Here is a 25,732-nt window from a genome sequence, read left to right on the forward strand (position 1 = left end):
CATGAGGCAGGTTGGCGTTATCTAGTTCAGCACTGTTATTATCTTTTGTGTGCAGCTCAAATTATGAATATTGGGTTTTGAGCTCTGTAACACGGGTTACCGCAATATTGTGATGAAGTTAGGAGTTACCTGCCATCAGCCAGTACCATTACATCAGTGCAGAGGTGGATACTGTAACTGGCTAATAAATAAGCCAAACCTGAATTCCCTTTATGTCAACACCACCAGCATGACCACCAATAACTGCGGGTTACATAAATCTGGTTTGAGTGATCCTCAGCATGTGGTGATCGTTACTATGGTTTTCCCTTAAAAGGAAGTGTAGTTAGAGCGAGCTCCTAAAGGAACTGTGTTCAAAGAGGTCTAAATTTCTGCTCATACCAAGAGCGGATGTTGCTAATACCAAGGCGTGTTAATCAATAGGGAACAGATCACTGATATTCATTGGTAACTGCCGTAATGCCATCAACGAGCGGATCACACCGTCATTTGGCATATTGAGGTGCTCGACAGCATGAATGATATCCTCCGGTAGTGCGTTCATCGGTGCTGATTCATGTATCTCGTAAAAACTGAAAGGGGGAAGAAATGGTGCTGCTCCCAAACAGGACTGGCATTCCTTTATCAGTTATGCATTTTTAGCATCACGTTAAAATTTAACTTACTTCCAGAAGGCGTCATTTTTCTCTATAGTACCTACGCCATAATAAATGTACTTAACTCATTATGACATATTACACTAACGAAAAATCTTGTTCTTCCTTCAAAGATTATTGTTCATTATATAACGTTATTGCTCACGAAGTAATTATGTTAATTAATAATGACTGCTTCAATACTGCATGTTAATACCGTAGGGTTTATTATGATTAATGTTATTATCTTCAGTCATTATGATATCATTATGTTTTTCTTGAAAACTGTTGTTGATAAAGTTACTGGAATGCACCCCAAAAAAGAAAAACCAGATATTACGCTATGTCACTCTTTACCCGAAATTGAAAATGCAATACAAACCATTGACCAACCTATCATCTTTTTTGATACTGATAATGTTTCTAGGTTTGATCAGTTTCGTCTTTTAAAATTAATTAAACAAACAACAAAAAGTGAGCGTATTTTTATTTTCACTAAAGAATCTGAAGAGTCAAAGTACGTGGTCGCAGTAAGATATATAGCTTCACTCGTATTCAGTAAAACTGCCACGCAGGCACAGTTGGAAAGCGTATTCTATCCACTATTGAATAGCTGTAATGTAATATTTAAGAAGAAAGAATCAGCTCTAATGCCAGATAAAATGCAACAACCTGTTCTTACCCAAAGGGAAAGCCAAGTTTGCCAGTACCTTCTGTCAGGGTACTCTAATATTAATATTGCCCGTATACTGAGTATTAGCCCTAAGACTATCAGTGCACATCGAGCCAATATTCTCAATAAATTTCAGGTAAATAATCTGTTGGAGTTATATTCAAAATTAAAGAAGTGACGCATGTCGCTAACCTCTAAATAGTGTGAAGTCTCATTCTAAGACAAGTGAAGTGTGGAGACTGCTTTGGTATCCGCTATTCTACCGGTGCTGTAACTCATGATGTTTCTATTGAAAATACTCTGAACTTTGGCGCTAACTAAACAAAACACGAATGATCTGCCAATCACTCAAGGCGTTATTGACTAAAAGAGAGTCAATATTATTCAGGAATAACGGAAAAGAAAATTTCTGCCGGGTTAAATTTATCGAGCAGAATATTTTTGGGCATAAAATCAATGTGTTATTGAAAAAATAGGGGCCACGATATAATTTATTTTATCACGATATTTTGTAGGATGGGCTATGTTTACATAGATGAGTGCTGCATTTAATTTTCACAGTTATATGAATAAATCTAATAGAAACAGCAGGTATATGATGAGAGAACTGCCGAAGATTAATCAACTTAAAAACCTCAAAGCAATTATACAATTTGGCAGCATACGAGCTGCCTCTCAGGCTTCGCACCAAACCCAGCCAGCGATGACGCGCAGCATTCAGGAATTAGAAAAAATATTAGGTGTTTCACTGTTGGTCAGAGGGGCACGAGGTGCGGTTTTAACCGAGATGGGGAGGATATTTGAGCCTAGAATGAATATGATTCTTAATGAACTGGAACGAGCAATTGATGAATTAAGGCAGATTGAACGATCATCTCATGGGTCAGTGACCTTCGGTTGCTCCCACTTACCTGCATTTGGCATTGTTCCTACTGTGGTTAAGAAATTTCAGGAACGTTACCCGACCGCCAGACTGACCGTGATTGAGGGACAACTGTCAGAATTACTGCCCTCTTTACGCCTTGGCCGCATGGATTTCTTTATTGGCGTTATCTCTCCCGATATTTCTCTGCATGAATTCAATGATGAACATTTAGCTATTGCTGAATTCGGTGTTATTGCTCGTAAAGGACATCCGTTAATTAATAGCACGTCATTACGCGATTTACGGGCGGCGAAATGGTATTTACCTACGGCCAGCACAGGGTATTTCAGTAATATGGAAGCGTTAATTTTCCCCTATGGCAAAGAATCAACCTGTTCGGTGATTTTTGGCGATTCTGCGGCTATTGCGGAACAGTTGGTATTAAATGAGGACTACCTGTTTGTCGGGCCAAAAACTATGCTGGCAGTGCCTCACCTGAAAAAAATTGTCTCCATTATCCCTATCAAAGAAAAACTACCTGATGGGCACTATAGTTTAATTTATCGGCAGCAACAGACGTTGACGCCATTGGCGAAGCACTTAATCGATGATCTTCGTTTTGCCTATTTGGGATTTATGGATCAACAAATAAATTAGTGGTAAAGCTAATGTGGGTAATCTGGGGCGTGGCTTAGCGTTGGTTTAATCCCGTTGGCCCTCAACCACCTCAGCGCTGTACCCTACGGTATACTACATTCAATCTGGCATGACGTAGGAGAATTCCCACACCATACCAGATGTTACCTATTCAATTCGCATACCAGCACAATATTATCTATCCCGTGCTTTGATACCAATTATCTTGTTAATTATTTGTTATATTATAATTTATGGTGTAATGGTTGAAGTATGGGCTTGTAACTATCTTATAGAGACTAAACTTACTTAATTCATCTGGTGTAACCATGTCTACTGTCCCCCTTAATGCTTTATCAGTGATACCTATTCAAGTAGAGACTGGAAGCGATGATCTATATCCCTTTTTCTCAACCATTGTCACTGGCTCAAAAATCAGGCCGCCATATAAAGGGAACTCAAATTTTGTGTGCGACTTGGTTCTAAAAAAAGTTCTTTTTAGTATTCCAACTCAAATACAGGCATTTTTTTGGGATGGCAACGCAGAGGGTATATGTTATGACTGTTAAATTCCGGTTGTCGCGTATCACGAGAACCTCCAGTCTTACTGGCAATGTTACTCGCCGCCTTGGTAAATTGATCATCTCATTTCTTATTCCGATATCAATGAGTGCGCTGGCTCTTGATAATATTAATGACGGGGAAACGGTGACCGTTCCCGGTGATGTAGGTTCGCCAGCAACGGCGCTGAATTTACTCATTAATGGTACTTTAAATATCGGTATTAGTGGTGGGGCTACGGGTGAGGTAAGTAACTTCAGTGGTTTTATCGCTCAGGCTACTGGTTCGGAAGGGCGAGTGGTTGTGACGGGCAACGGTTCTCGCTGGGATAACTCCAGCTTCCTCTACGTTGGGCATACAGGTAACGGCAGCCTGCTTATCCGTGAAGGTGGTTTGGTAACGAGCAGTTCAACCAGCAATATTGGCCTCAATGCATCAGCGACGGGCACTGTGGAGGTAAACGGTGCGGGTTCCATCTGGAACACCCTAAATGGCCTTGTTATTGGCGGGGGAGGGACTGGCACGTTAATCGTTGCTGACAGTGGCACGGTCAATGCCAATAATACGACACTAGGAATGAACACGGGCAGTAGTGGTACTTTTATTATTGGCGGCAGTGCGTTGACTGCCCCCGGGACGCTGGTTGGACAGCAAATTACTGTGGGTCAGGGTTCCGGCAGCATTATTCTTAACCACAATGCAACAGATTATGTCCTCGACAGTTCGCTTAACGGCGGTGCGAATAACGCTGTGGGTTCAGGCACAGGTCTGGTGGGCAATATCCTGATTGACTCATTGAACGGCAGAACATTGTTCAACAGTGACCACGGTGATTTCACCGGCACCCTTCAAGTCAGTGACAACGGTATTATTAGCGTAAATGGCGATATGTCTGGCGGTACAGCATCTATCCTCGCCGGCGGTATGCTCGAAGGCCATGGGCGAGTGGGAAATACTGTCAACGGCGGAATACTTTCTCCAGGTAATTCGATCGGAACCTTTACAGTTAATGGTAACTACACTGGTAATAACGGTGAATTACATATCGAAACAGTACTGGGCGATGACAGCTCAGCAACGGACAAGTTGATAATAACCGGTAACGCGAGCGGTAATACTTCTGTCAGAGTTACTAATTTAGGTGGCCTTGGCGGGCAGACCATCAATGGTATCAGTATTATTGACGTGGGGGGACTGGCTCCTGATGGTTCTTTCTTGCTGGCCGGAGATTATATTACCCCTGAAGGGCAACAAGCGGTTATTGGCGGAGCTTATGCTTATACCTTGCAAGCCAGTGGTGACGCCACTGTTGCCGGTCGTAACTGGTATCTCTCTTCAGAACTGACACCAACAGGAACTGAAGGGGAAACTCGCTATCAGCCGGGTGCTCCATTGTATGAACAATATCCACAGGTGCTGGCAGCCCTTAATACATTACCTACGCTACAACAGCGCGTCGGTAATCGTTACTGGTCACAAGAAGCACTGTCGAAACAAATGCCAAACAGCCTTGACGATAACCAATGGGCTTGGGGGCGTATCGAAGGTAGCCGTCAGGTCACTGATCCTGCCCGTTCTACCAGCAGTTCGAGTCGTGACATTGATATATGGAAGTTGCAGACTGGCATTGATGTGCCATTACATCAGGGTAACGACGGCGCATTGTTGACTGGTGGGGTAAACTTCTCTTACGGTAAAGCCAAAGCGGATATCAGTTCCTACTTTGGCTACGGCTCGATTGATTCCTCTGGTTATGGTGTAGGTGCCACTCTCACCTGGTATGGCAATAACGGGGTGTATGTCGATGGGCAGCTACAGACCATGTGGTTTGACAGTGATCTGAACTCCAGCACTGAAGGGCATTCAGTGGCCAATGGCAATAATGGCAGAGGCTATGCTTCTTCGGTTGAGACAGGTAAACGTTACTCGTTGGGTAATGGATTATCACTGACGCCGCAGATGCAACTAACCTATTCTCGGGTGGATTTTGATCCTTTCAGTGATCCGTATGGCAGTAATGTGTCGCTTGAAGACGCTGACAGCCTGCGTGGAAGAATCGGTGTCGCATTAGATAAAGAGGTATCGTGGCGCGCCAAAGACGGAACTATCAGCCGTTCACATCTGTACAGTAATCTGGATTTATACAACGAGTTTCTTGATGGTAGCAAAGTCAGAGTGTCTGGGGCCAATTCTGGCGTCGATTTCAGCACCCGCGATGAACGTCAGTCAGTGGGGATCGGAGCAGGTGCTACTCATGAGTGGCAGAATGGCCGTTATGCATTATATGGTAATGTGAGTTTGCTGACGGCAACCCGTCATGTTGGAGATAACTATGCTGTCGGCGGCACGGTTGGCGTGCGGGTGAGCTGGTAGCAGTTTATTGGGTTATGTCGCAGTCGAATCGCCCGTTTTTGTTGCTTTTGTAGTCAGCGCCATCACAGCGCTGGCCACCGTAAATACTGCAATAATCCAACCCATTGTCCAAGGTGTACCATCGCTAAGCAGGGCCAGTAAAAGTGAAGAAATAATTCCGCTCCCGTATTGCAGCGATCCCATCAGTGCCGAAGCCGAACCCGCGACGTTCGGCACGGCATCCAATGCGCAGGCCGTTGAGGTTGCAGCAATAATTCCGTTCATGGAAAAGAAAACAAATACCGCGCCCATAATCAGGCTAATCCCACCGAATCCCAGTCCGGTCGCAACGGCAAGTACCACTGCGGCGAGAGTGGCGATGAATACGGCAAACCTAAGCAAAGACTCAAGCGGATAACGATGCACCAGATGCCGGTTAACCATGCTAACTGCCATTAATCCGACGATATTTACAGCGAACAGCCAGCCGTAATGCTGCGGGTCAACGCCGAAATAAGTGATGTAAACGAAGGGGGATCCCGTAATAAACGCATAGGCCGCGACGTAGTAGAATGTCAGGCATAGCGTGAAGCGCATAAACCTGGTGTTCTTCAACAGTATGAAATAGTTACCAAAAGCGCCGGACAAAGATGCTTTAACCCGTTTTTCTGTAGGTAAGGTTTCTGCAAGCCAGAATAGAGAAACCAGCATCAATGCACCGATAATCGCCAGCAACCAGAAAATGGCGTGCCAGGAGGTGATTCTAATCATTTGTCCGCCGACCAGTGGCCCGGCAATGGGCGCAATAGCCATAATGATCATCAGGGTAGAAAGCATCTGTGCTGCACGAGTACGACTAAACAGATCGCGTATCATTGCCCGTGCCAGCATGGGGCCTGTGCATGCTCCCAAAGCCTGAAAGACACGCCAGAAAACGATTTGCACAATATCAGTCGATAATGCGCAGCCCACAGAGCCTATAACGAACAATATCATGCCAATAAACAGTGGCAGGCGTCGACCAAAGTGGTCACTAATTGGCCCCCAAATCAGTTGGGCAAGACAAAAGCCGATTAAAAAGCCGGTGATAGTCAATTCCACATCGCCCTGCAAATCTATTGCCATGACTGGCATGGCAGGTAAATAGATATCGGTTGATAAGGATGTGATAGCCATTAACGCACTGAGAATTAAAACAAGTGTAAGGCCGCTGGTTTTTCCGGCAGCTAGTTGCGAGCGTGTCTGTGGGTTGGTCATGATCATCTATCTGAATATTAAGAGATGAACGCATGTTAACGGATTTATGCAAAGAGATAATGGCAGGTAGCAGGATAAGCACTATGAGCAGCATTCATGAATACGCTAAATAGCGGGTCCATTGAGTCTCTTTTACCAGGCACCCAATAAAGACATGACTCCTGGCTACAACTAAAAGATAGTTCTTCACGACGGTAGAATTTGGTTCGCTCCTGCGGCAAATAACTTAGCCTGAAGGTGAGTGCGACAGCTTAAAGAAGAAGGTGCTGGATAATCTTCGAAAGTGGCACCCATTTAAGGGGTTATCTTTTAGGTATCCCATTACTCATAAATTATTCTCATTATTAACCATAATTGCCGGATTGCTCTACAGTTAAAGGGCGTTAATGTTTTCAACGGGAAATAGGGTTAGGCTGATAAATAAATGCTACCCCTTTTTATTGGCAGGTAATTTTTGCGGGTGATTGGATGATTCACGCATTTTCTGTACTTGAAGATAAATGTAGGACAATACTTGCTTGGGTAAAATCGTTTCGTTATATATCATCAGATAAGCGTGATTTAAGGATTGATCTGCTGCGGGGCATTGCTCTGGTGATGATGGTTGTAGCCCACATTGAAGTGATGTCGCTATTGAATATCTTTACTTGGGAGCGTTTTGGCCTGACAACCGGCGCTGAAGGGTTTGTTATTCTCTCGGGATTTATGTTGGGTGTAATCAATCGCCAGCGTTTAAAAAAAGAAGTTCTGCTAACTATAAGCTATGCACTATATCGACGAGCAGCAAAAATATATGTAGTTAATATAGTGATCATCCTTAGTATTTTACTTCTAACTAAACTGACGTTCATAAACACTTTCGAAGTAACCCATTTTACCGATCGCTTTTCAAACGTAAGTTATACGGTATATCCAGTTTACGACCAGCTAAAAGAATCTTGGTTTAACATGGTGCTCTACTTACAGATCGGGCCTCATCAGAGCCAGATTTTGGGGCTGTATTTCTATTTGCTGTTGGCCAGTCCTATTTTTATCTATTTATTGCAACGCCGATGGGTAGGTGTATTGCTGCTGTTATCTTTGGCGTTATATATCACCTACCATATTACCGGGATACGAGTTACATCAGCGGAGTTTGAATTTGCTTTTCCATTTTTGGCTTGGCAATTTATTTATGTCTTGGGAATGACAATTGGTTGGTACAAAGAAGAGTTGCTTTCTTTAGCCCATACTCAGGCTGGATTCTGGAGTTTGTCAGTTGTGGTATTATTTACATTAGTAATGATGTTTATTGCACAGAATCATACCAATCCATTTATGCCCTATAACACGATGCTCCATATCATAAATGCAAAAAATTTCAATTGGTTCTATCTGAACTTTGCTGAAAAGAATGCACTAGGTCCACTGCGTATTATTAATGATTTTAGTCTGCTAACAACGTGTTATTTGGTGTTGAGTTATTTTTGGAAACCAATAAATAAGATATGTGGTTGGTTTTTAATAACATTAGGCCAACATTCTTTGTATGTTTTTATTATCCACGTGTATGTGGTCTTATTGGTTAGTCAGGTAGTTGATTTTGGTTTATGGCATAGGGCATGGTTGCTAAATACATTGGTTCATCTCTGTGCCTTAATGATGTTATGGCTATTAGCAAAATATGATGTCGGTAGGAGATTCATTCCTAACTGATTTGTATTTTTTCGACTCAATCTTATAAATAGGCTAGAAATGAAAAATACTCCATCGACTTCAGATAAGAATCAGATCAGTAAGCTACGTAATAGCATACTTTATGAACTGAAATATTCTCTCGGAGTGATACTATCAACAGCATCATCCAGTGACATTTTTAGTGCATTAGCACTGGTCGTACGACGTAACCAAACTGATGATTATTTTAACACCCGGGAACGACATCATCAGGCAAGAAAAAAACGTATCTATTATATTTCTATGGAGTTTTTAATTGGTCAATCTCTGCGGAATAACTTAATAAATCAAGGGATGATGGAGATAGCTAAAGCCGCATTGGAATCTCTTGGGGTAGATTTTGAAGTTATTGTAAAAAGTGAAGAAGATGCAGCATTAGGTAATGGAGGGTTGGGGCGCCTGGCTGCATGTTTCATTGATTCAATGGCAACCTTGGATATTGCTGGCTCTGGTCATGGTATAAAATACGAATATGGCTTGTTTCACCAACAAATTCAGGATGGACAACAAATAGAGAAGCCTGATGATTGGCACTCTGCACACTCACCCTGGCTAATAGAACATCAAAGTCAGGCAATGATAATTCCGCTGTATGGGCGCATAGTCGAAATAGAGGACCAGCAAGGAAATTACAATCCAATGTGGATGGATTGGAAAATAATTATTGGTGTGCCTCATGACTATCTGGTCTCAGGTTATATTAATCATACCGTAAACTCATTGCGTTTATATAGTGCTTGCGCTTCAGATTCATTTGATATTCATATCTTTAATCATGGTGATTATCTGAATGCTGTTAATCAAAAAATAGCATCGGAAAATATCTCTAAAGTGCTTTATCCCTCCGATGAAGTGTTGGCAGGGAAGGAATTACGCTTAACACAAGAGTATTTTCTGGTGGCTTGTACATTACGTGATGTCATGCATGATTTCTTCTTACTTTCCAGTGATATTAACCAGTTGCCGGATTTTGTAGCCATTCAACTTAATGATACCCACCCAGCCCTGGCTATTGTTGAGCTAATGAGAATATTGGTAGATGAACATACTGTTGATTGGGATATCGCTTGGGATTTGACACAACGGGTTTGCGCCTACACCAATCATACTTTAATGCCAGAGGCGTTAGAGAAGTGGTCAGTTAATTTATTCGAGTTGTTGCTGCCTCGACATCTACAAATTATCTATGAAATCAACCGCCGTTTCTTACTGGAAATACATAGATGGCGTCCTGAACGTGCAGATTTATTAGCATCAATGTCTTTGATTGAAGAGACGCCTGAAAAGAAAGTTCGCATGGCCTATCTTGCTATTATTGGTAGTCACAAAGTGAATGGAGTGGCTAAACTTCATTCGGAATTAATTAAATCGAATCTTGTACCCGATTTTTATCATTTAATGCCAGAGAAGTTCACTAATCAAACCAACGGTGTTACACCTCGTCGCTGGATTCAGCAGGCTAATCCCCGGTTATCGACATTTCTGGATTGTCACTTAGGCCATGAATGGGTTACCGATCTGACTCTGTTGACTAAACTTAAATCGTTAGCGAACGAACGTGACATTATTGCTGAACTGGCTGAAATTAAAAAATTTAATAAATTAAAATTAAGTCAGATAATTACGCGTCAGCAAGGGATAATTATCAATCCCGAAGCTATGTTCGACTGTCAGATCAAACGAATTCATGAGTATAAACGGCAATTACTCAACATCCTCTATGTGATAAACCTTTACCAGAAAATACTGAATGGAAGAGGAACTGTTTCGCCGAAAGTCCATATATTCTCGGGCAAAGCTGCTCCGGGTTATGCCANGGCCAAATTGATCATCCAGTTGATTAATCAAGTTGCTCTTAAAGTGAACAATGATCCTAGAGTCAATGAGCAACTAAAAGTGGTTTTTTTAGAAGACTATAAAGTTTCGCTCGCGGAAAATATTATTCCAGCCGCTGACTTATCAGAGCAGATATCTACTGCGGGTACTGAAGCATCGGGTACCAGCAATATGAAGCTGGCGATGAATGGTGCTTTAACTATCGGAACGCTAGATGGCGCTAATATTGAAATTAGAGATGCTGTGGGTCATGAGAATTTCTATGTTTTTGGTTTATCTGCGGAGCAAATTGCTGAGCAAAGAGCTAAAGGACGGTCATCATATGATGAGTATTTATCTAATACAGAACTTAAAGAGACTGTTGATTCACTTATTTCAGGTACTTTTCATGCCGATAAGAGCCTGTTTTCACCGATATTCCATATGCTAGTGAGTCACGGTGACCACTATTTCCATTTGGCTGATTTTGATAGTTATTGTTACGCACAATATCAAGCATTGACCGATTATAGCGATACTTACAGTTGGCACAAGCGAGCATTAAATACGATAAGTGGTATGGGAGAGTTTTCCAGCGACAGAACTATTCGTGGATACAGCAAGGATATTTGGGGGGAGGACAACCTTAAGTGAAACATTACAAATCACTCACGGTATTACTTAGTGGACTCTTTTTCTGCCCACTGGTGACTGCGAGTGAAACGACTAATCCACCAGCTGTTAAATTATTTACCAGCCCTTGGTCACGCCTTTTTTCTGGTGATGAGAACACATTTTCAACGGCATTAACCTATAGTTCACCACTTAAAAAAAAGATGGTTAATGTACCTACAGGGAAATATAGCTCGGAGGAAGTATATAAACTAAATCAGCGGGGGCTTTTTAGTGTGCAGTATTCCCCAATAAGTTATCTTTTTGCCAATATGACGGTTCGGGTTCCATTACAAAATACCAGTAAATACAGTACCGACTTTGTTTATAGTTTTGGTTATGACGATTGGCATCCGGGTACTTTTAGTTTGGTTTATGGTAATTACAACGATAATAATAGTTTTTTCCCTGCGACAGGTGCCCAAAGAACACGGTTTGAACAAGGCTCTTGGACTTTGGGCTATAAGTTTACCTTACCCAAGACGGTGGAGTCAGCATTATTGATTAACAAAGCTGACTCACTGATTTGTCAAATTGGCTATAGTTATGTGCCTCGTTATTACTCTGATGCTTCATCAACTATCAAAGAAAATAAGAACAGTTTTTTAGGGAGTTGTGGCTATACCTTACAACAGCACTATTTTTTGCGTTTGTCCGCGTTTTATTACCCTGACAAGAACCAGCAGCAACCTTGGAATTATGATTATACCTATAGTTTTGGTTATACGTCTGGCTACGCTCCGGGGTCCTGGTCGTTTTTTTATGGCAATTACACCGGGACTCGCTACCCGTGGCGGCAGAATGCAAATGCTAATTTTCGTAGTGGGACAATAAATCTCAGTTGGACATTACCCCTATAAATTGAAGGTGTAAGAATCTGTGCTACGCTTAATTACGCGATTAATAGTTAAGTGAGAATAATGTTTTGGTGGGTATGAAAGGTTCAGGGACGTTGAGCATCCTCTATTGACGATGATGTTTGATAAATTATGTTTACACGAAGCTCTTGGGTAACTTATGCAACCACATCCTTCCGCTACTGGTGTGACATCTATTCTTGTTGTTGATGATTCAGCAAGTTATCGCTTTTTACTGGTTAATCTACTAAAAAATTGGCAATTTACTGTTTTTGAAGCAGAAAATGGCCAAGATGCTTTGGCTATCCTTGATAATAATGCCATCAATATGGTGATCAGTGACTGGGAAATGCCAGTTATGGATGGGTTGAAACTCTGTACTACTATCCGTAAACATTATTCCGATAGGTATATTTACTTAGTATTGATAACCGTGCGGCAATCCATCGAGGATTTGATCGCAGGATTAGATGCGGGCGCCGATGATTTTCTGTCAAAGCCGATAAATCAAAGTGAGCTACGCGCCCGATTACATGCAGGTGAACGGATATTAATGCTAGAGGCAACCCTCGATGCCCGTAATCAGAAACTGTCCCAAGCCTACCAACAAATAGAAGATGACTTGCAAGCTGCGGCAAAATTGCAACGTAGTGTGTTGCCAGCAGAAAAACTAATGGTGAGTGGTTTTCAAGCCGAATGGATGTTTATACCCTCCGCGTATGTTTCGGGTGACTTGTTAAGTTTTTTCCAACTGGGAAATCAACACATTGGTTTTTATAGTATTGATGTTGCAGGGCATGGCGTGGCCGCAGCGATGCTGTCACTGTCAGTTGCACGCCAATTTCTTAATGGGCGCACGGTAGATAACTTACTGATTTCACTGGCAGATACTCCCTCTGGTTATCTAATTACCCCGCCACACAAAGTTGTGAGCGAACTTAATCGCCGTTTCTGTATAGAAAATGATGATATCGCCAGCTATTTCACTCTTATTTATGGCGTTATTGATGTTCAAACAGCGGGTGGGGTGCTTTGCCAAGCTGGGCATCCGACCCCCTTTATTGTCAGTAGTTCAGGTCAGATTACCCCTATTGGTGACGGTGGTGCACCGGTTGGACTTATTGATTCGATGGACTATCAGGACACTGCATTCACTCTTGCTTCGGGTGATAGGCTCTATTTATTCACCGATGGCATTGTTGAGTGTGAAAATCCTGAGCAAGAGCTATTTGGAGAACGACGATTACAAGACTTACTGGCCGCAAGTCAACGTGATTGTGTGCAAACTGTTTTTGGGCAAGTACAGCAGGCATTGAAATACTGGCATCCGGTACAAGAAGATGAACATCAAAGTGATATTCAGAATGGGCGTTCTGCATTTAGTGATGATATCTCGTTACTGGTGATCGAACGCAATAACAATTCCCCTCTCCTAACAGCATTGTAAGGAAGAAATAATGAACTTTGAAACTCAGACAATTGACAATGTATTGGTGATAACCCCCTTGATCAGGCGACTCGATGCATCAGTTTCCCTGAAATTTAAGGAAGATATACAAGCAATGATCGCTCAGGGAGCCAAAAATATTTTATTGGATTTTAGTCGGGTAGATTTCATCGACAGTAGTTGTTTAGGTGCTCTGGTTTCGTTGTTGAAGACCTTAAATGGGAAAGGTGAACTGGCTATTTGCTCACTGAATAATAATATCCACGGAATGTTCAAATTAACCCGGATGGATAGGATATTTACTATCGGTGCTAATCAACCCGATACATTACAGCAGATGCATTCCGTAGCACCTTAATTTGTAAGGAATACTTATTTATGAAAGCCATGATCCTTGCTGCCGGGAAAGGAACCAGAGCCAGACCACTGACCACCATACTGCCAAAGCCAATGATTCCATTGATTCGAAAACCTATTATGGAATCGATTATTGAGCATTTAAGAAAATATGGTTTTAATCAGTTAATGGTGAATACCAGCTATCTATCTGTGGACATCGAGAATTATTTTCGTGATGGCCATGCCTGGGGAGTAGAAATAGGTTACTCCTACGAAGGTATTATGGAGGGTAATACTTTTGTTGACAATGTTCTGGGTTCAGCGGGTGGAATGAAACACATCCAAAATTTCTCAGGTTTTTTTGATGAAACTTTTGTCGTTGTCTGTGGTGATGCATTAATTGATGTAGATTTCGATAAGGTATTGGCTTTCCATCGAGCCAGAAAAAGTGTGGCAACCTTGGTGATGCGCCCAGTCTCAGCAGATCAGGTAAACAAATACGGTATTGTTGTTACTGATGAGCAGGGTAGAGTTAGTAAGTTTCAAGAAAAACCTAAAACCGAGGATGCATTATCAAACAATGCCAATACCGGAATTTATGTTTTTGAGCCAGAAATATTCGATTATATTCCTGATGGCGTTGAATACGACATTGGTAGTCAGTTGTTCCCCAAACTTGCTGAATTAGGTGTTCCTTTCTACGGTATTGCCTTGCCATTCCAATGGGTTGATATTGGGTCTCTACAAGATTTTTGGCATGTGAATCGCATGATCCTTAATCAGGATTTACCCGACTATCCCATGCCGGGAATTAAGATTGCACCTCAAATCTGGTGTGGACTTAATGTTAAAGCCGACTTTTCGACCTTAGATATTGAAGGGCCAGTCTATATTGGTAGTAGTACAGAAATACAGTCCGGCGTAACGATTAAAGGGCCTACAATTATTGGTGCGGGGTGTTTATTAGAGCAGGGAGCTGTTATCGATCAAAGTTTTATTGCTGATTATACCCGGGTCGGGGGTATTGCGCATTTGCATCAACAGATGATTTTTGCTGGGAAAGTTATCTCACCAGACGGTATGGCCATTGATTTATCTGAGGCGGGTTTAAACTGGCTCATTGATGATAAACGGCGTAAAGATATTATTATGGCAGAGAAATCTTTGTTCGATGAATTCCTACATAAAGATACGTTGATATGAGTTATCACCAGTGTGACTCACAGGGCTGGTTAATGAGAATATGTTTGCCTGCCTCCTTGTCTAGCCTGAATGTTTTACATGAAAAGTTACTACAATTTATTCAACCCTTAAAGATTGATTCATCTAGCAGTTATGCTATGGAACTTGCATTAAATGAAGCATTTATCAATATTGTAAAGCATGGTGTTAACTATGATGCCACCCAAAATATTACTATTGTGATGCATTATGGCAATAATCAACTGGCTGTGACCTTACAAGATAAAGGAAAACCTATACCTACAAAATTTTTGCAAAATAAAAGTGGGTTGTCTCATATTCCTGAGTTGTCAGCGCCGGATTCTTGGCCAGAAAATGGGATGGGATTGATGATGATGTTTAATGCCGTTGATGACATCAGTTATAAAGTGGAAGAGGGCATCAATTACCTATCGCTGATAAAGAAAATAGAAGAGTAGGCGTAAAAATTATGTTTATTCATAAAATAATGCTCTTCGAACTCCCCCTTAAAATGGGCTGATTTATCTCACTTATCTTCATGGATTGACTGAGGTTGTGATAATGGCTTTTTATTTCTCTTCGTTTGAAAACAGGAAACCACCATCACCACTCAAAACTCATTGGGCTACTGAGTTTTTATGGCAAAGTCTGGCGGTTGCAGCGCTTATCTTGGGGGCAAATTATATCCGCTGGCGCTGGATGAATTCACTTAATTACGATGCGCTTTGGTATTCCATCCCCTTGGTAATGGCTGAAACACTAGCCTATATTGGTTCTGTTTTATTCACTATCAACCTCTGGAAAGTCAGAGATATTCCTGTCCTCCCAGTACCTGAAACAATCGATGACTGTATAGCCGCTGAAGAGATGCAAGAAAGGCGTCAGATAAAAGTTGATTTGTTTATTGCCACCTATAATGAAGATGTCGAATTGGTGCGTTTATCGATTCGGGATGCACTCGCCGTAACTTATCCCTTCCCCTTTGATTATCGCATTCATGTATTAGATGATGGTAAACGAAGCGAAATGGAGGTTGTTGCAAAAGAAGAGGGGGTTAATTACTTAAGTCGGGAAAATAATATCGGTTATAAAGCAGGTAATCTCCGCCACGGGCTGGATATGACGGACGGTGACTTTATTATTATCTGTGATGCAGATACCCGAGTTTTCCCCACAATATTGACTCATACTTTGGGTTATTTTCGTGATGTTGATGTTGCCTGGGTCCAGACTCCTCAGTGGTTTTATGATTTACCACAGGGCAAGCGATTACCTGAATGGGCAAAGCAAAAGTTAGGTTCAACAGGCTATTTTGTTGGTAAAGGGATTGAAAAATTGGTTGGCCCGCTGACTGTGGGGCATGATCCCTTTTTTAATGATCCGCAAATGTTTTACGATGTTATTTTACGCCGACGTAATTGGGCTAATGCGGCTTTTTGTTGTGGCGCTGCATCAATTCATCGTCGTGAAGCTATTATGCAAGCTGCGCTGCGTCGCTATGTAGATAATATAGAAGATGAGATCGAGCAATATACGGGCGACCTAACTGATAAAGAAACCAAAGCAGACTTGGCTAAGGCCATGTTACCTCATGTGGTGCATGATACCGAGCTGATGCCATATAAATTTCATGTTTCAGAAGATATCTATACTTCTATCGTTTTACATGGTGATCCAGGCCGTAAATGGCGATCTGTCATGCACCCGCAAATAGAATCAAAAATGCTTTCACCGCAGGATTTGTTGACCTGGATGATCCAGAGATTTAAATATGCGGCTGGCTCAATGGATATTGCCTTGCACGACAGACTTTTCACCAGTAAAAGGATTAAGCTCAGTGCAATACAAAAATTAATGTACGGAACTACTTTTTGGTCCTATTTTGCCTGTATCTGGAATACGGTATTCTTGATTGCCCCATTAATTTATCTTTTTACGGGGATCCCCCCCGTTTCGACTTACTCATCTCCTTTTTATTTGCATTTTTTGCCCTTTATGATTGTCTCTGAATTAGCATTTATGTTTGGCACCTGGGGTATATCGGCGTGGGATGGGAAATCGTCTTTTCTTGCTTTATTTTCCATGAATCTACGAGCTCTTGATACAGTACTACGAGGAGAGAAAATCAAGTTTCATGTGACGCCCAAAGAACGCCAACAGGGCAATTTTTTATCCTTAGTTAAACCTCAGCTCGCCATTATTGGGCTGACGTTATTGGGGTTGATTTGGGGGGCGATTTAGATAGCCGTAGGGAACATAAAAGATCCCTCAGGTTTTGTGATCAATATCTTTTGGGGAGCTGCAAATATTGCAGCCATGATGCCGATGGTTTTAGCCGCATTTTGGCAACCCGAGCATGCTGAATACACCGGACAGGAGGGGGCTTGATGTCATTCAAATATAACCTCCTCAAGGCGAGAAGTTATCTGGCAATGGTGATCGGTATTTTAATCGCATTTTCTATTGTGTTGTATGTCGAAAAGAACTCTCAAGATATGGAAGATTCTCGTGTCCATATCACCACCAGTATTGGCCGACCATTAACACCGGCTCCTCGACCACTGAGTTCCGAAGAAATAATTTGGGCTAAGGCTGCATGGCAATATTTTATTAATAATACTCAGCCGAGTGGTTTAGTGAATTCCGTGGATAAATTCCCATCGTCGACAATGTGGGATACCAGTAGTTATTTTATGGCGCTGATTTCAGCGCAACGAATTGGTATTATTCAACAAGAGGAGTTTGATACACGAATCAGTAATGCATTAGGTGCATTGGCTAAATTGCCACTATTTGAAGGTAAATTACCTAATAAAGCCTATAATACACAGACTCTATCTATGGTTAATTATATTAATCAGCCCAGTACGAAAGGTATAGGTTGGTCGGCTATTGATATCAGTCGAATGATGGTGCCATTAAATATATTGGTCTGGAGTTATCCCCAGCATGCGGTCGAGGTCAATAAGGTTATTTCACGTTGGCAATTAGATGCGCTAGTGGTTGATGATCAATTACAAGGTTCGGTAGTTGATGATAAAACTCAGCTCATTTCATTGCATCAGGAAGGGCGTATGGGGTATGAGCAATATGCGGCACGGACCCTGCAACTGGTGGGTATTAATGCTAGTTTAGCCCTTGATTACACTGCACATCTGCAATTTATTAAAGTTGAAGGGATATTGGTGCCTGATGATGACCGTATCTCGAAAAAAGAGGGGGCAAATACATTTATCGTCAGTGAACCCTATATATTGACCGGCTTAGAGTTGGGTTTTGATCTTTATTCATCAGAACTAGCCTGGCGGGTTTTTAAGGCTCAGGAGAATCGTTTTCAGCGTACTGCTATATATACCTCTGTCAGTGAGGATCATGTGGATCAAGCTCCTTTCTTTATTTATAGCACACTCCATTATGCTAATGAAGATTGGGCGGTAATTACGGACAAAGGTGAGCGTGTCAATCAGTTACGACAGTTATCAACCAAATCGGCATTTAGTTGGTATGCCTTATGGCGCACACCTTATAGTGAACAGACACGGAATCAATTAAATAGCTTAATGGATTCGAACAAAGGTTGGTATAGCGGAATTTATGAAGTTAACAATAAAATAAATACTTCACTAAATGCCAATACCAATGGCGTGGTGTTAGAAAGTTTGGCTTTTATCAAGGGTGGAAAACTACTTTGTGCTGCCTGTACTCAGGTGATGCAATCCGTTGGCGCAACAGATAAACAACTAAAGTAGGAAGGTTTTATGATGGGAAATCAGTCATTTTTGATAAGGTTAAGTCTCATTGTTAAGGCTGGCTGCTTGATTTTGATACTCCTGGCCATACCGTCTTTTAATACCTTTGCCGAATTACCTGGCAATAAATTAGCTGCTGAAAACTACCCTGTACGGCACGGTGAGTTAACGCCCAGAGAGATGGCGGTTGCAGTTAATGCCTGGCAATATTTTGTCCATAATTTACAACCTACAACTGGGCTTGTTAATGCAGTTAATAATTATCCTTCGACCACAATGTGGGATAGTGCATCTTATTTGGCGGCACTGGTGTCGGCGCGCGAGTTGGGTATTATTAATAAGGAAGAGTTTGACCACCGAATGTTACCTTTTTTAAAGACACTGAATAATATTTCACTATTCCAAGGACAATTACCCAATAAAGCTTACAACACCATAACTGCTGAAAAAGTTAACTATATGAATAAACCCGGTGAAATAGGATTTTCAGCTATTGATACTGGCCGTATGTTAATTTGGCTGAAAATTATTAAAGAACGTTATCCTGAATATGCCAATAGCATTGATAACGTGGTCTTAGGTTGGGATTTTTCACATGTTGTCGATGATTGCGGTACGTTATATGGTGCGATATTAGATAAAAATAACACGCCTCAGTATGTGCAGGAAGGGCGACTGGGCTATGAGGAGTACGCTGCCAGTGGCTTTCAACTTTGGGGTTTTTCAACCTGTCAGGCGTCACGACCTGAACCTTATGATTTGGCTAAAATTTATTGTGTATTAGTACCTTACGACTCTAGAGATGCACGCAAAACTAATCAACACAACTATGTAGTTACCGAGTCGTATATCTTACATGGCCTTGAGATGGGGTGGGATCGCAGTAATGATCGGGCTAATAAAGCGGCGAGCTACAGCCATCCGTGGATGAAAGACTTCGCCAATCGGGTCTATCAGGCACAGGAAAACCGCTATCGTGAAACGGGAATACTGACAGCGCGTTCGGAGCATCAGTTAGACCACGCCCCTTACTTTGTTTATGACACGGTTTTTTCCGATGGCTATAACTGGAACACAATTACCGATCAGGGCATTTTTGTCCCTGAAAATGCGGCAGTGTCATTAAAAGCTGCGTTAGGTATGTGGGTATTTTGGCACTCGCCGTACACTGACCGATTATTTGATGCAATAGAAAATGCTAACGTTAAGGATATCGGCTTTAACGAGGGCCTCTACGAAAATGGTAAAGGGCCAATTAAAGAGTTTACGGCAAATAATAATGGCATCATGTTAGAAGCGCTATTATTTAAAAAAGCAGGGAAAATACTCCGTTTCACCAGTGGTGATCCTAGCCATAAAGATTATATTCCCTCGTTGTGGGAACGGCAGTTAATTAATGCTTTTGATGATAATAACAGTAAAAGGAATCGGCCGTATATTGATGCAACACCGAGCTTAGCCGCATTTTGTGATCAAACGGGCATTGCGATACGTAAAGCACCAGATTGTAAGAGCTGCCAGTGTGCTCAGTGTCAGGATGAAAGCAGCAGTAATAATTTATTTAAATTACCGGCGGCAACATCATCATGCGCAAAATAGTGAAGTCCGCCGCTTTTGCCTGGGTTATTGGTGCTGGGCTACTGGGTGCTGCATTTACGGGCGGTATGTTTGTGGCAAGCAGTATTACTCACAGCTCTGTTGCCTATTCTGCCCGTAGTGGTGTGCTATCTGATAATGAACAATTGTGGGCGAAAGTAGCTTGGCGTTACTTTGTTAATAATACGCAAGTGAATACTGGGCTGGTTAATTCTTTGGATAATTACCCGGTTGTTAATCTCTGGCAAATCGGCGACACACTTGTCACATTAACCGCAGCAGCCCAATTAGGGTTGATCAATCGTCAGGAGTTTGATCAGCGCCTCACACTATTATTGGCAACAATAAGTCATTTACCTTTGGTGGAGGGAAAAACGCCAAATCTGCTTTACAACACCGCCAACGGACAGATGATTGATTATGCTCACCAGCCAAAACCACTGGGGTGGTCTGCACAAGATATCGGCCGCTTAATGATAGGTTTGAAAGTTGTGGTGCGTTTTTATCCTGAATATGCTGAGTATTTGGATAAGGTCCTATTACGATGGAATTTCTGTCAGATTATTGATGGTCATGGTGAGTTGCTGAAATCAGCGACGGTTAATGGCAGATTTATAGCCAAACCCGAAGGCGTGTTGGGTTATAGCGAATATACCGCTGGTGCGTTTGGACTGTGGGGTTTTCCTGTAGGAATATCAGCTAATCTTCCCTATAACACCACGTTTATTTATGACATACCTATCGATTTCGATATCAGAGATGCCCGAACAACCTATGTACCCTCTATTGTCGTCAGCTTGCCTTATTTACTTACTGCGATGGAATTAAAAAGCACCCCAATATTTAAACAGCAAAAAAAACGGATAGATAATGTCTATCGGGTACAAGAAATACGGTGGCAAAAAGAACATATATTGACGGCGCGTAGTGATTATTTCACCTCAGTTGCGCCATATCACGTTTACGATACGGTGTTCGCTAACGGTTATCATTGGAATACGATTAGCGAAGACGGGCAATTTCATCCTGACCTGGCGTTGGTATCAACCCGCGCAGTTTTTGGCTTATGGGTTTTGTGGAATAGCCCTTATACCGATGCATTAATGCAGTTGACTCAGATGCAATATGATGAACAACGCGGATGGTATGAGGGGCGTTATGAAAATAATGGTGCATATAACAAGACAATTAGTCTGACGACAAACGCTATGGTATTGGAAACGCTGCTCTATAAAGCGGCGGGGAGTTTAATTAATAGCGACTCTACGGCGGGATATCTGGATGTGCGCATGAGTGATGTTTTTTCACGTCCACAATTATGCCTGCCGCAAGAAAGAGTCATCCGTCGACAGGCGGCATCGAAATGAACATTAATTGCCGGTGCAGGGCTTCCATTTTAAGTTTGGGATTTCTTTTACAACTTATCTCGTCGGTTGTTGTTGCTCAGTTGCCATCCACTTTAGATTTGTCCGGTCAGTGGCGAATACGGGATGGCAATCCGCCAGCTTCTGACGCCTGGCGTGACACCCTGGATGACAGCCAGTGGCAACATTTGAAAGTGCCCGCTAATTGGTACAGTGAGGGCGTCGATCATCAAGGCGTATTATGGTATCGCACCCGGTTTACATTACCGGTTTTAGATACCGATGATATGGTGACCTTGGTATTCGATGGCGTCGATTATCAAACGGATATTTGGCTCAACAGTCAACGAGCGGGGCAACATAAGGGGTATTTTCAGCGGTTCAGTATCGATATTACCGATATAGCCCGAATAGATAATGTGCTGGCTATGCGTGTAGATAGCCCTTACGAGACTCCGGGCAAAATTTGGTCATTTCGTAAGCAACTGATTAAGGGCGTGTTCAATCATCATGATACTCGGCCCGGTGGCGCGTGGTCGGATCACGGGCAAGATGCCAATTCGGGGGGTATTTGGGCTCCGGTGGCGTCACATATCAGCCGTGGCGCCGTTATAGACAATGTACTGGCCGTGCCTGACTGGTCACGGGGGCTTGCACATCCGATTCTAAAAGTGAGTTTGGATTATCGTGCTAACCACAACCGCTCCGTTGTTATGTTGCTACGTCTGATACCCGATAATTTTATCGGCCAATCTTATCAACTGGAGAAAAGCGTTTCATTGGTTGCCAGTCAGCGTAATGCACAAACTCTCACTGCTAATTTTCTGCTTGATAACCCCGCATTGTGGTGGCCGTCTGGTCATGGGAAACAAAATCTTTATCGGCTGGAGGTCAGTTTCTCAGACCGTTTAGGCATGATGGATGTGACTCATATTCGCACTGGCTTACGGCAAATTGCGATAGACCCCCAACAGCAAAGTTGGTCAATCAATGGCAAACGCCTATTCATCAGAGGGACGAACTATATTGGTAGCCCGTGGCTGGGAAGCCTGACACCGACAGATTATCGCCATGACTTGCTCATGATGCAGCAGGCGAACATCAACGCCATAAGAGTACATGCCCATGTGGCTGGGCGGGCGTTGTACGACCTGGCTGATGAGATGGGGATACTGCTCTGGCAAGATTTTCCACTGCAATGGGGATATGACGATTCAGCCTCTTTTGCCAGAGAGGCTGCCAGGCAGGCCGCAGATATGACACAGCAGTTTGGCAGCCATCCAGCGATTGTATTGTGGTCTGGGCACAATGAACCGCCCTGGGATGCCACATGGATGCAATATCGTTATTCAGACTGGCGGCCTGACACCAACCGGGCGTTAACCGCGAGCGTCGCGCAGGTGCTCAGTCAGGACCATAGCCGGATCACTCATGCTTACTCATCCACTGCTGAACACTACTGGCAAGGGTGGTACTCAGGGCAGAAAAATGATCATCTTAAACCGGCAACCACCTCAATAATCAGCGAGTTTGGCGCACAAGCCTTACCTGACTTGGCAACGTTAAACACGATAATTCCGCACGCTGATCTGTGGCCAAAAACGGCGGATAAACAAGACGAAGGTTGGCGTATCTGGGCATACCATAATTTTCAACCTCATGAGACATTTGAATTAGCTAAAGTGACTCGCGGGCCAAATATCAATACGTTTATCAAGAACAGCCAACAGTATCAGGCAAGTTTAATCCAACTCGCCGCAGAGAGTTATCGACGCCAACGCTATCAACCCGTTGCTGCATTATTTCACTTTATGTTTACTGAAAACTGGCCGTCAATTAACTGGGGCGTGGTGGACTATCTCCGCCATCCTAAGCCGGGTTATTTTGCTTTGCAGCGAGCTTATCAGCCCGTTTTACCCTCTATAGATCCGAAAACAGAAAATTGGGTGCAGGGGCAGAGAGGGCGTATTGATTTATGGGCCCTTAACGATCACTGGTTCAACTATCAAAAGGCATCATTACATTGGAAAATATTGCAAAGTGGCATGATTTTATCTAAAGGATCGCAGGACATAAAATTAATGGCGGATAGCGGTCAAAAGGTGATTGAATTGCAAGTTATACCTCGTAGCGTTCAACCAATGAATGTAATGAGTGACATTATTAACGAACGGGGTGAGATATTAGGCCATAATGAATTACAAATTCATATTCAACCCTAACTAATACTGCTTATTATTAGCAGAGAATGCTTAAGTTAGATTTGATTGTGGCCAATACTATCTTAAATTACAGAGTGATCCTATGCTTTAGCCAATAGTGATTATAAGGGTATAGATATTATATGAATCCTTCTCCATTCAATGCCCACACGCAGCAATTGTCCTCATCTTGGTTTCCATTTAAGTTACAAAAAAGTATTTTGCTGCCACTGGTTGTTTTCATTATTGGGCTGGTTATTTCAAGTGCGGGAGCATGGTGGCTTTATAACGAAATTAAAGCCAATGCAGAAATCGATTTTCAACGTAATGTTGACCGAGTCTCTGGAGAAGTTGCTCAGCGTTTCAATCTTCCTGTCTATGGGCTGAATGGCATAAAAGGGGCTTATGCGGCTGACGGTGCTTTAACCCGTGGACAATTTCATGCTTATGTCGCCTCGCGTAATTTATCGGTTGAGTTTCCTGGTGTGAGGGGATTCGGTTTTATTCAGCGGGTGCAACGCAACCAGTTAAATACCTTTATGGCTGAGACCCAAGCAGATGGCGCACCGAAATTTGCGCTGCGTCAGCTACAGGATAGACAACATGACGATTTGTATATTATTAAATATATAGAGCCATCTGAAGGGAACCAAGGTGCGGAAGGATTCGATGTTGGCTCTGAGCCGGTACGACGCGCCGCCGTACTCTCAGCAATAAACAGTGGTAAACCTACCTTCTCTGGATCTATTCATCTGGTTCAGTCTAACTTTAAAGTCCCCGGGGTACTGCTTTTTATTCCGGTTTATAGCTATGGCTCAAATCCTACCACCCCAGCTGAAAGGCAAGCGTCATTAGTGGGTATTCTCTATTCACCCATCGCAATTGCAGAACTATTAAGTGATATTCCTGAGTTTATGGACGGGCGAGTGGATGTTGAGTTGTTTGACAGTCTCAATGATTTATCTAATAAAACGATGATCTTCGATGCCGATGGTAGCAAATACGCCGATTTCTGTGGGGGAGTGATCATTTTAACATAGCTTAGGGAGAGTCTGATTTAGGCGGAAAGCCTTGAAGGGAGTGACTTGCAGGGCGAATCAAAGATTTTGCATGGTTACGAGAAAAATAATCAAAAGTACGTTTTTTTGCATTCAATTCTGCACAAATTAGATCATATGATGATCCACTTTAAAAACATTGTAATCATAATGAGATGAATCATTGAATATGTGAATATATCTCTATGAATTCGCTTACTTTTTGTTGATATTTAATACTGCGCTATGTTCGCCCATCTCAGCGAGATCAAAAATCTCTTTCACTCTGTCTACTGGCAATTTTGCTAACAATAGCGCTGTTTTCTTTGTAAGCGCAGGCAAGCCAATCAAGCTTTGATTCTCTTCGTCCGTAATCGCCAGTAAAGTGTCAATTCCTTTGCGTCTGACAACCTGTAAAGTACTGCTGCGTTCTTCCTCTGTCATCAATTCATAAATCCTCAACCATTCTTGAGTATTCTCATCTAAGTCTAAAGAATCATCACGCTTGTGATTAACGGTGGTCTTACTTACATCACTCTCCTTTACCGAACCAAGATAATTACGGATCACCTGCGGCAAGCTATCAATATGGTACTCAAACGAACGCCCTCGCACACCAGGTACACTCACTGGCCTTTTCACCCATCCTTCCACCTTTGCCCGCTTGTTAATTCCTTGTGGCGTTGAAGGCAAACCAGGGACATGAATCAAGTCCTTTGCCAAATACCATTCCTGTTTCATACAAAACCCCATGAGA

17 protein-coding genes and 3 pseudogenes are annotated in these 25,732 nt (G+C 42.5%); 17 read left to right on the forward strand and 3 right to left on the reverse strand.

Annotated features, from left to right (window positions below; translation table 11 throughout):
* Window positions 1-412: 412 nt before the first annotated feature.
* On the reverse strand, window positions 413-544 hold the full coding sequence (locus tag V2A85_RS10630) for a hypothetical protein (protein WP_420071388.1): 132 nt from the start codon (window positions 542-544) through the stop codon (window positions 413-415).
* Window positions 545-865: 321 nt separating this feature from the next.
* On the opposite strand from V2A85_RS10630, the gene V2A85_RS10635 reads away from it, so the two are divergent.
* The 4 genes and pseudogenes from V2A85_RS10635 to V2A85_RS10650 form a co-directional block, all read left to right on the forward strand.
* Complete coding sequence (locus tag V2A85_RS10635) at window positions 866-1,486, forward strand: LuxR C-terminal-related transcriptional regulator (protein WP_372558521.1); 621 nt, start codon at window positions 866-868, stop codon at window positions 1,484-1,486.
* 420 nt (window positions 1,487-1,906) lie between these two features.
* Window positions 1,907-2,830, forward strand: a complete 924-nt coding sequence (locus tag V2A85_RS10640) for a LysR substrate-binding domain-containing protein (RefSeq protein ID WP_420071395.1) — start codon at window positions 1,907-1,909, stop codon at window positions 2,828-2,830.
* 645 nt (window positions 2,831-3,475) lie between these two features.
* Window positions 3,476-3,916 (forward strand): annotated as a pseudogene (locus V2A85_RS10645) (type V secretion protein A); the annotation flags it as partial.
* A gap of 291 nt (window positions 3,917-4,207) precedes the next feature.
* Window positions 4,208-5,743: pseudogene (locus V2A85_RS10650) on the forward strand (autotransporter outer membrane beta-barrel domain-containing protein); the annotation flags it as partial.
* A gap of 12 nt (window positions 5,744-5,755) precedes the next feature.
* Here V2A85_RS10650 and V2A85_RS10655 read toward each other — a convergent pair.
* A complete protein-coding gene (locus V2A85_RS10655) occupies window positions 5,756-6,979 on the reverse strand; it encodes a multidrug effflux MFS transporter (RefSeq protein WP_420071396.1) in 1,224 nt (407 codons plus the stop codon).
* A 468-nt stretch (window positions 6,980-7,447) separates the two neighbouring features.
* Here V2A85_RS10655 and opgC point away from each other — a divergent pair, with 468 nt between their 5' ends.
* From opgC to V2A85_RS10720, 13 genes and pseudogenes are all read left to right on the forward strand, one after another.
* Window positions 7,448-8,674: an OpgC domain-containing protein gene (gene opgC, locus V2A85_RS10660; RefSeq protein WP_420071389.1), complete on the forward strand. Its 1,227-nt coding sequence runs from the start codon at window positions 7,448-7,450 to the stop codon at window positions 8,672-8,674.
* Window positions 8,675-8,713: 39 nt separating this feature from the next.
* Window positions 8,714-11,164 carry a glycogen/starch/alpha-glucan phosphorylase gene (locus V2A85_RS10665; RefSeq protein ID WP_420071390.1) on the forward strand — a complete coding sequence of 817 codons (2,451 nt, stop codon included), beginning with the start codon at window positions 8,714-8,716 and terminating at the stop codon, window positions 11,162-11,164.
* 53 nt (window positions 11,165-11,217) lie between these two features.
* The gene (locus tag V2A85_RS10670) at window positions 11,218-12,042 is read left to right on the forward strand and encodes a hypothetical protein (protein WP_420071397.1); all 825 of its coding nucleotides are present in this window, start codon (window positions 11,218-11,220) and stop codon (window positions 12,040-12,042) included.
* Window positions 12,043-12,199: 157 nt separating this feature from the next.
* Window positions 12,200-13,486 (forward strand): PP2C family protein-serine/threonine phosphatase, encoded by a 1,287-nt coding sequence (locus V2A85_RS10675; RefSeq protein ID WP_372558526.1) that lies wholly within the window; start codon window positions 12,200-12,202, stop codon window positions 13,484-13,486.
* A 10-nt stretch (window positions 13,487-13,496) separates the two neighbouring features.
* Window positions 13,497-13,844, forward strand: coding sequence for an STAS domain-containing protein (locus tag V2A85_RS10680; RefSeq protein ID WP_083159236.1), 348 nt, complete (start codon window positions 13,497-13,499; stop codon window positions 13,842-13,844).
* Window positions 13,845-13,864: 20 nt separating this feature from the next.
* Window positions 13,865-15,028: a sugar phosphate nucleotidyltransferase gene (locus tag V2A85_RS10685; protein WP_372558527.1), complete on the forward strand. Its 1,164-nt coding sequence runs from the start codon at window positions 13,865-13,867 to the stop codon at window positions 15,026-15,028.
* Window positions 15,029-15,060: 32 nt separating this feature from the next.
* A complete protein-coding gene (locus V2A85_RS10690) occupies window positions 15,061-15,486 on the forward strand; it encodes an ATP-binding protein (RefSeq protein WP_372559867.1) in 426 nt (141 codons plus the stop codon).
* 103 nt (window positions 15,487-15,589) lie between these two features.
* Window positions 15,590-17,416 (forward strand): annotated as a pseudogene (locus tag V2A85_RS10695) (glycosyltransferase).
* A complete protein-coding gene (locus V2A85_RS10700; protein ID WP_420071391.1) occupies window positions 17,416-18,777 on the forward strand; it encodes a DUF3131 domain-containing protein in 1,362 nt (453 codons plus the stop codon). Before V2A85_RS10695 ends, V2A85_RS10700 begins: the two are co-directional and overlap by 1 nt.
* Window positions 18,778-18,789: 12 nt before the next feature.
* Window positions 18,790-20,376, forward strand: a complete 1,587-nt coding sequence (locus V2A85_RS10705) for a DUF3131 domain-containing protein (protein WP_420071398.1) — start codon at window positions 18,790-18,792, stop codon at window positions 20,374-20,376.
* A complete protein-coding gene (locus V2A85_RS10710; protein WP_372558530.1) occupies window positions 20,364-21,740 on the forward strand; it encodes a DUF3131 domain-containing protein in 1,377 nt (458 codons plus the stop codon). The genes V2A85_RS10705 and V2A85_RS10710 overlap by 13 nt, the downstream gene beginning before the upstream one ends.
* The gene (locus tag V2A85_RS10715) at window positions 21,737-23,959 is read left to right on the forward strand and encodes a glycoside hydrolase family 2 protein (RefSeq protein ID WP_420071392.1); all 2,223 of its coding nucleotides are present in this window, start codon (window positions 21,737-21,739) and stop codon (window positions 23,957-23,959) included. The genes V2A85_RS10710 and V2A85_RS10715 overlap by 4 nt, the downstream gene beginning before the upstream one ends.
* A 122-nt stretch (window positions 23,960-24,081) precedes the next feature.
* Window positions 24,082-24,978 carry a CHASE domain-containing protein gene (locus V2A85_RS10720; protein WP_420071393.1) on the forward strand — a complete coding sequence of 299 codons (897 nt, stop codon included), beginning with the start codon at window positions 24,082-24,084 and terminating at the stop codon, window positions 24,976-24,978.
* 213 nt (window positions 24,979-25,191) lie between these two features.
* On the opposite strand, the gene V2A85_RS10725 is transcribed toward V2A85_RS10720, so the two are convergent.
* Window positions 25,192-25,732: DNA-binding protein (locus tag V2A85_RS10725; protein WP_420071394.1), on the reverse strand; the 541-nt coding region annotated here is incomplete at its 5' end.

The organism is Yersinia sp. 1252 StPb PI (assembly GCF_048593885.1).
Classification (GTDB): domain Bacteria; phylum Pseudomonadota; class Gammaproteobacteria; order Enterobacterales; family Enterobacteriaceae; genus Yersinia; species Yersinia enterocolitica_E.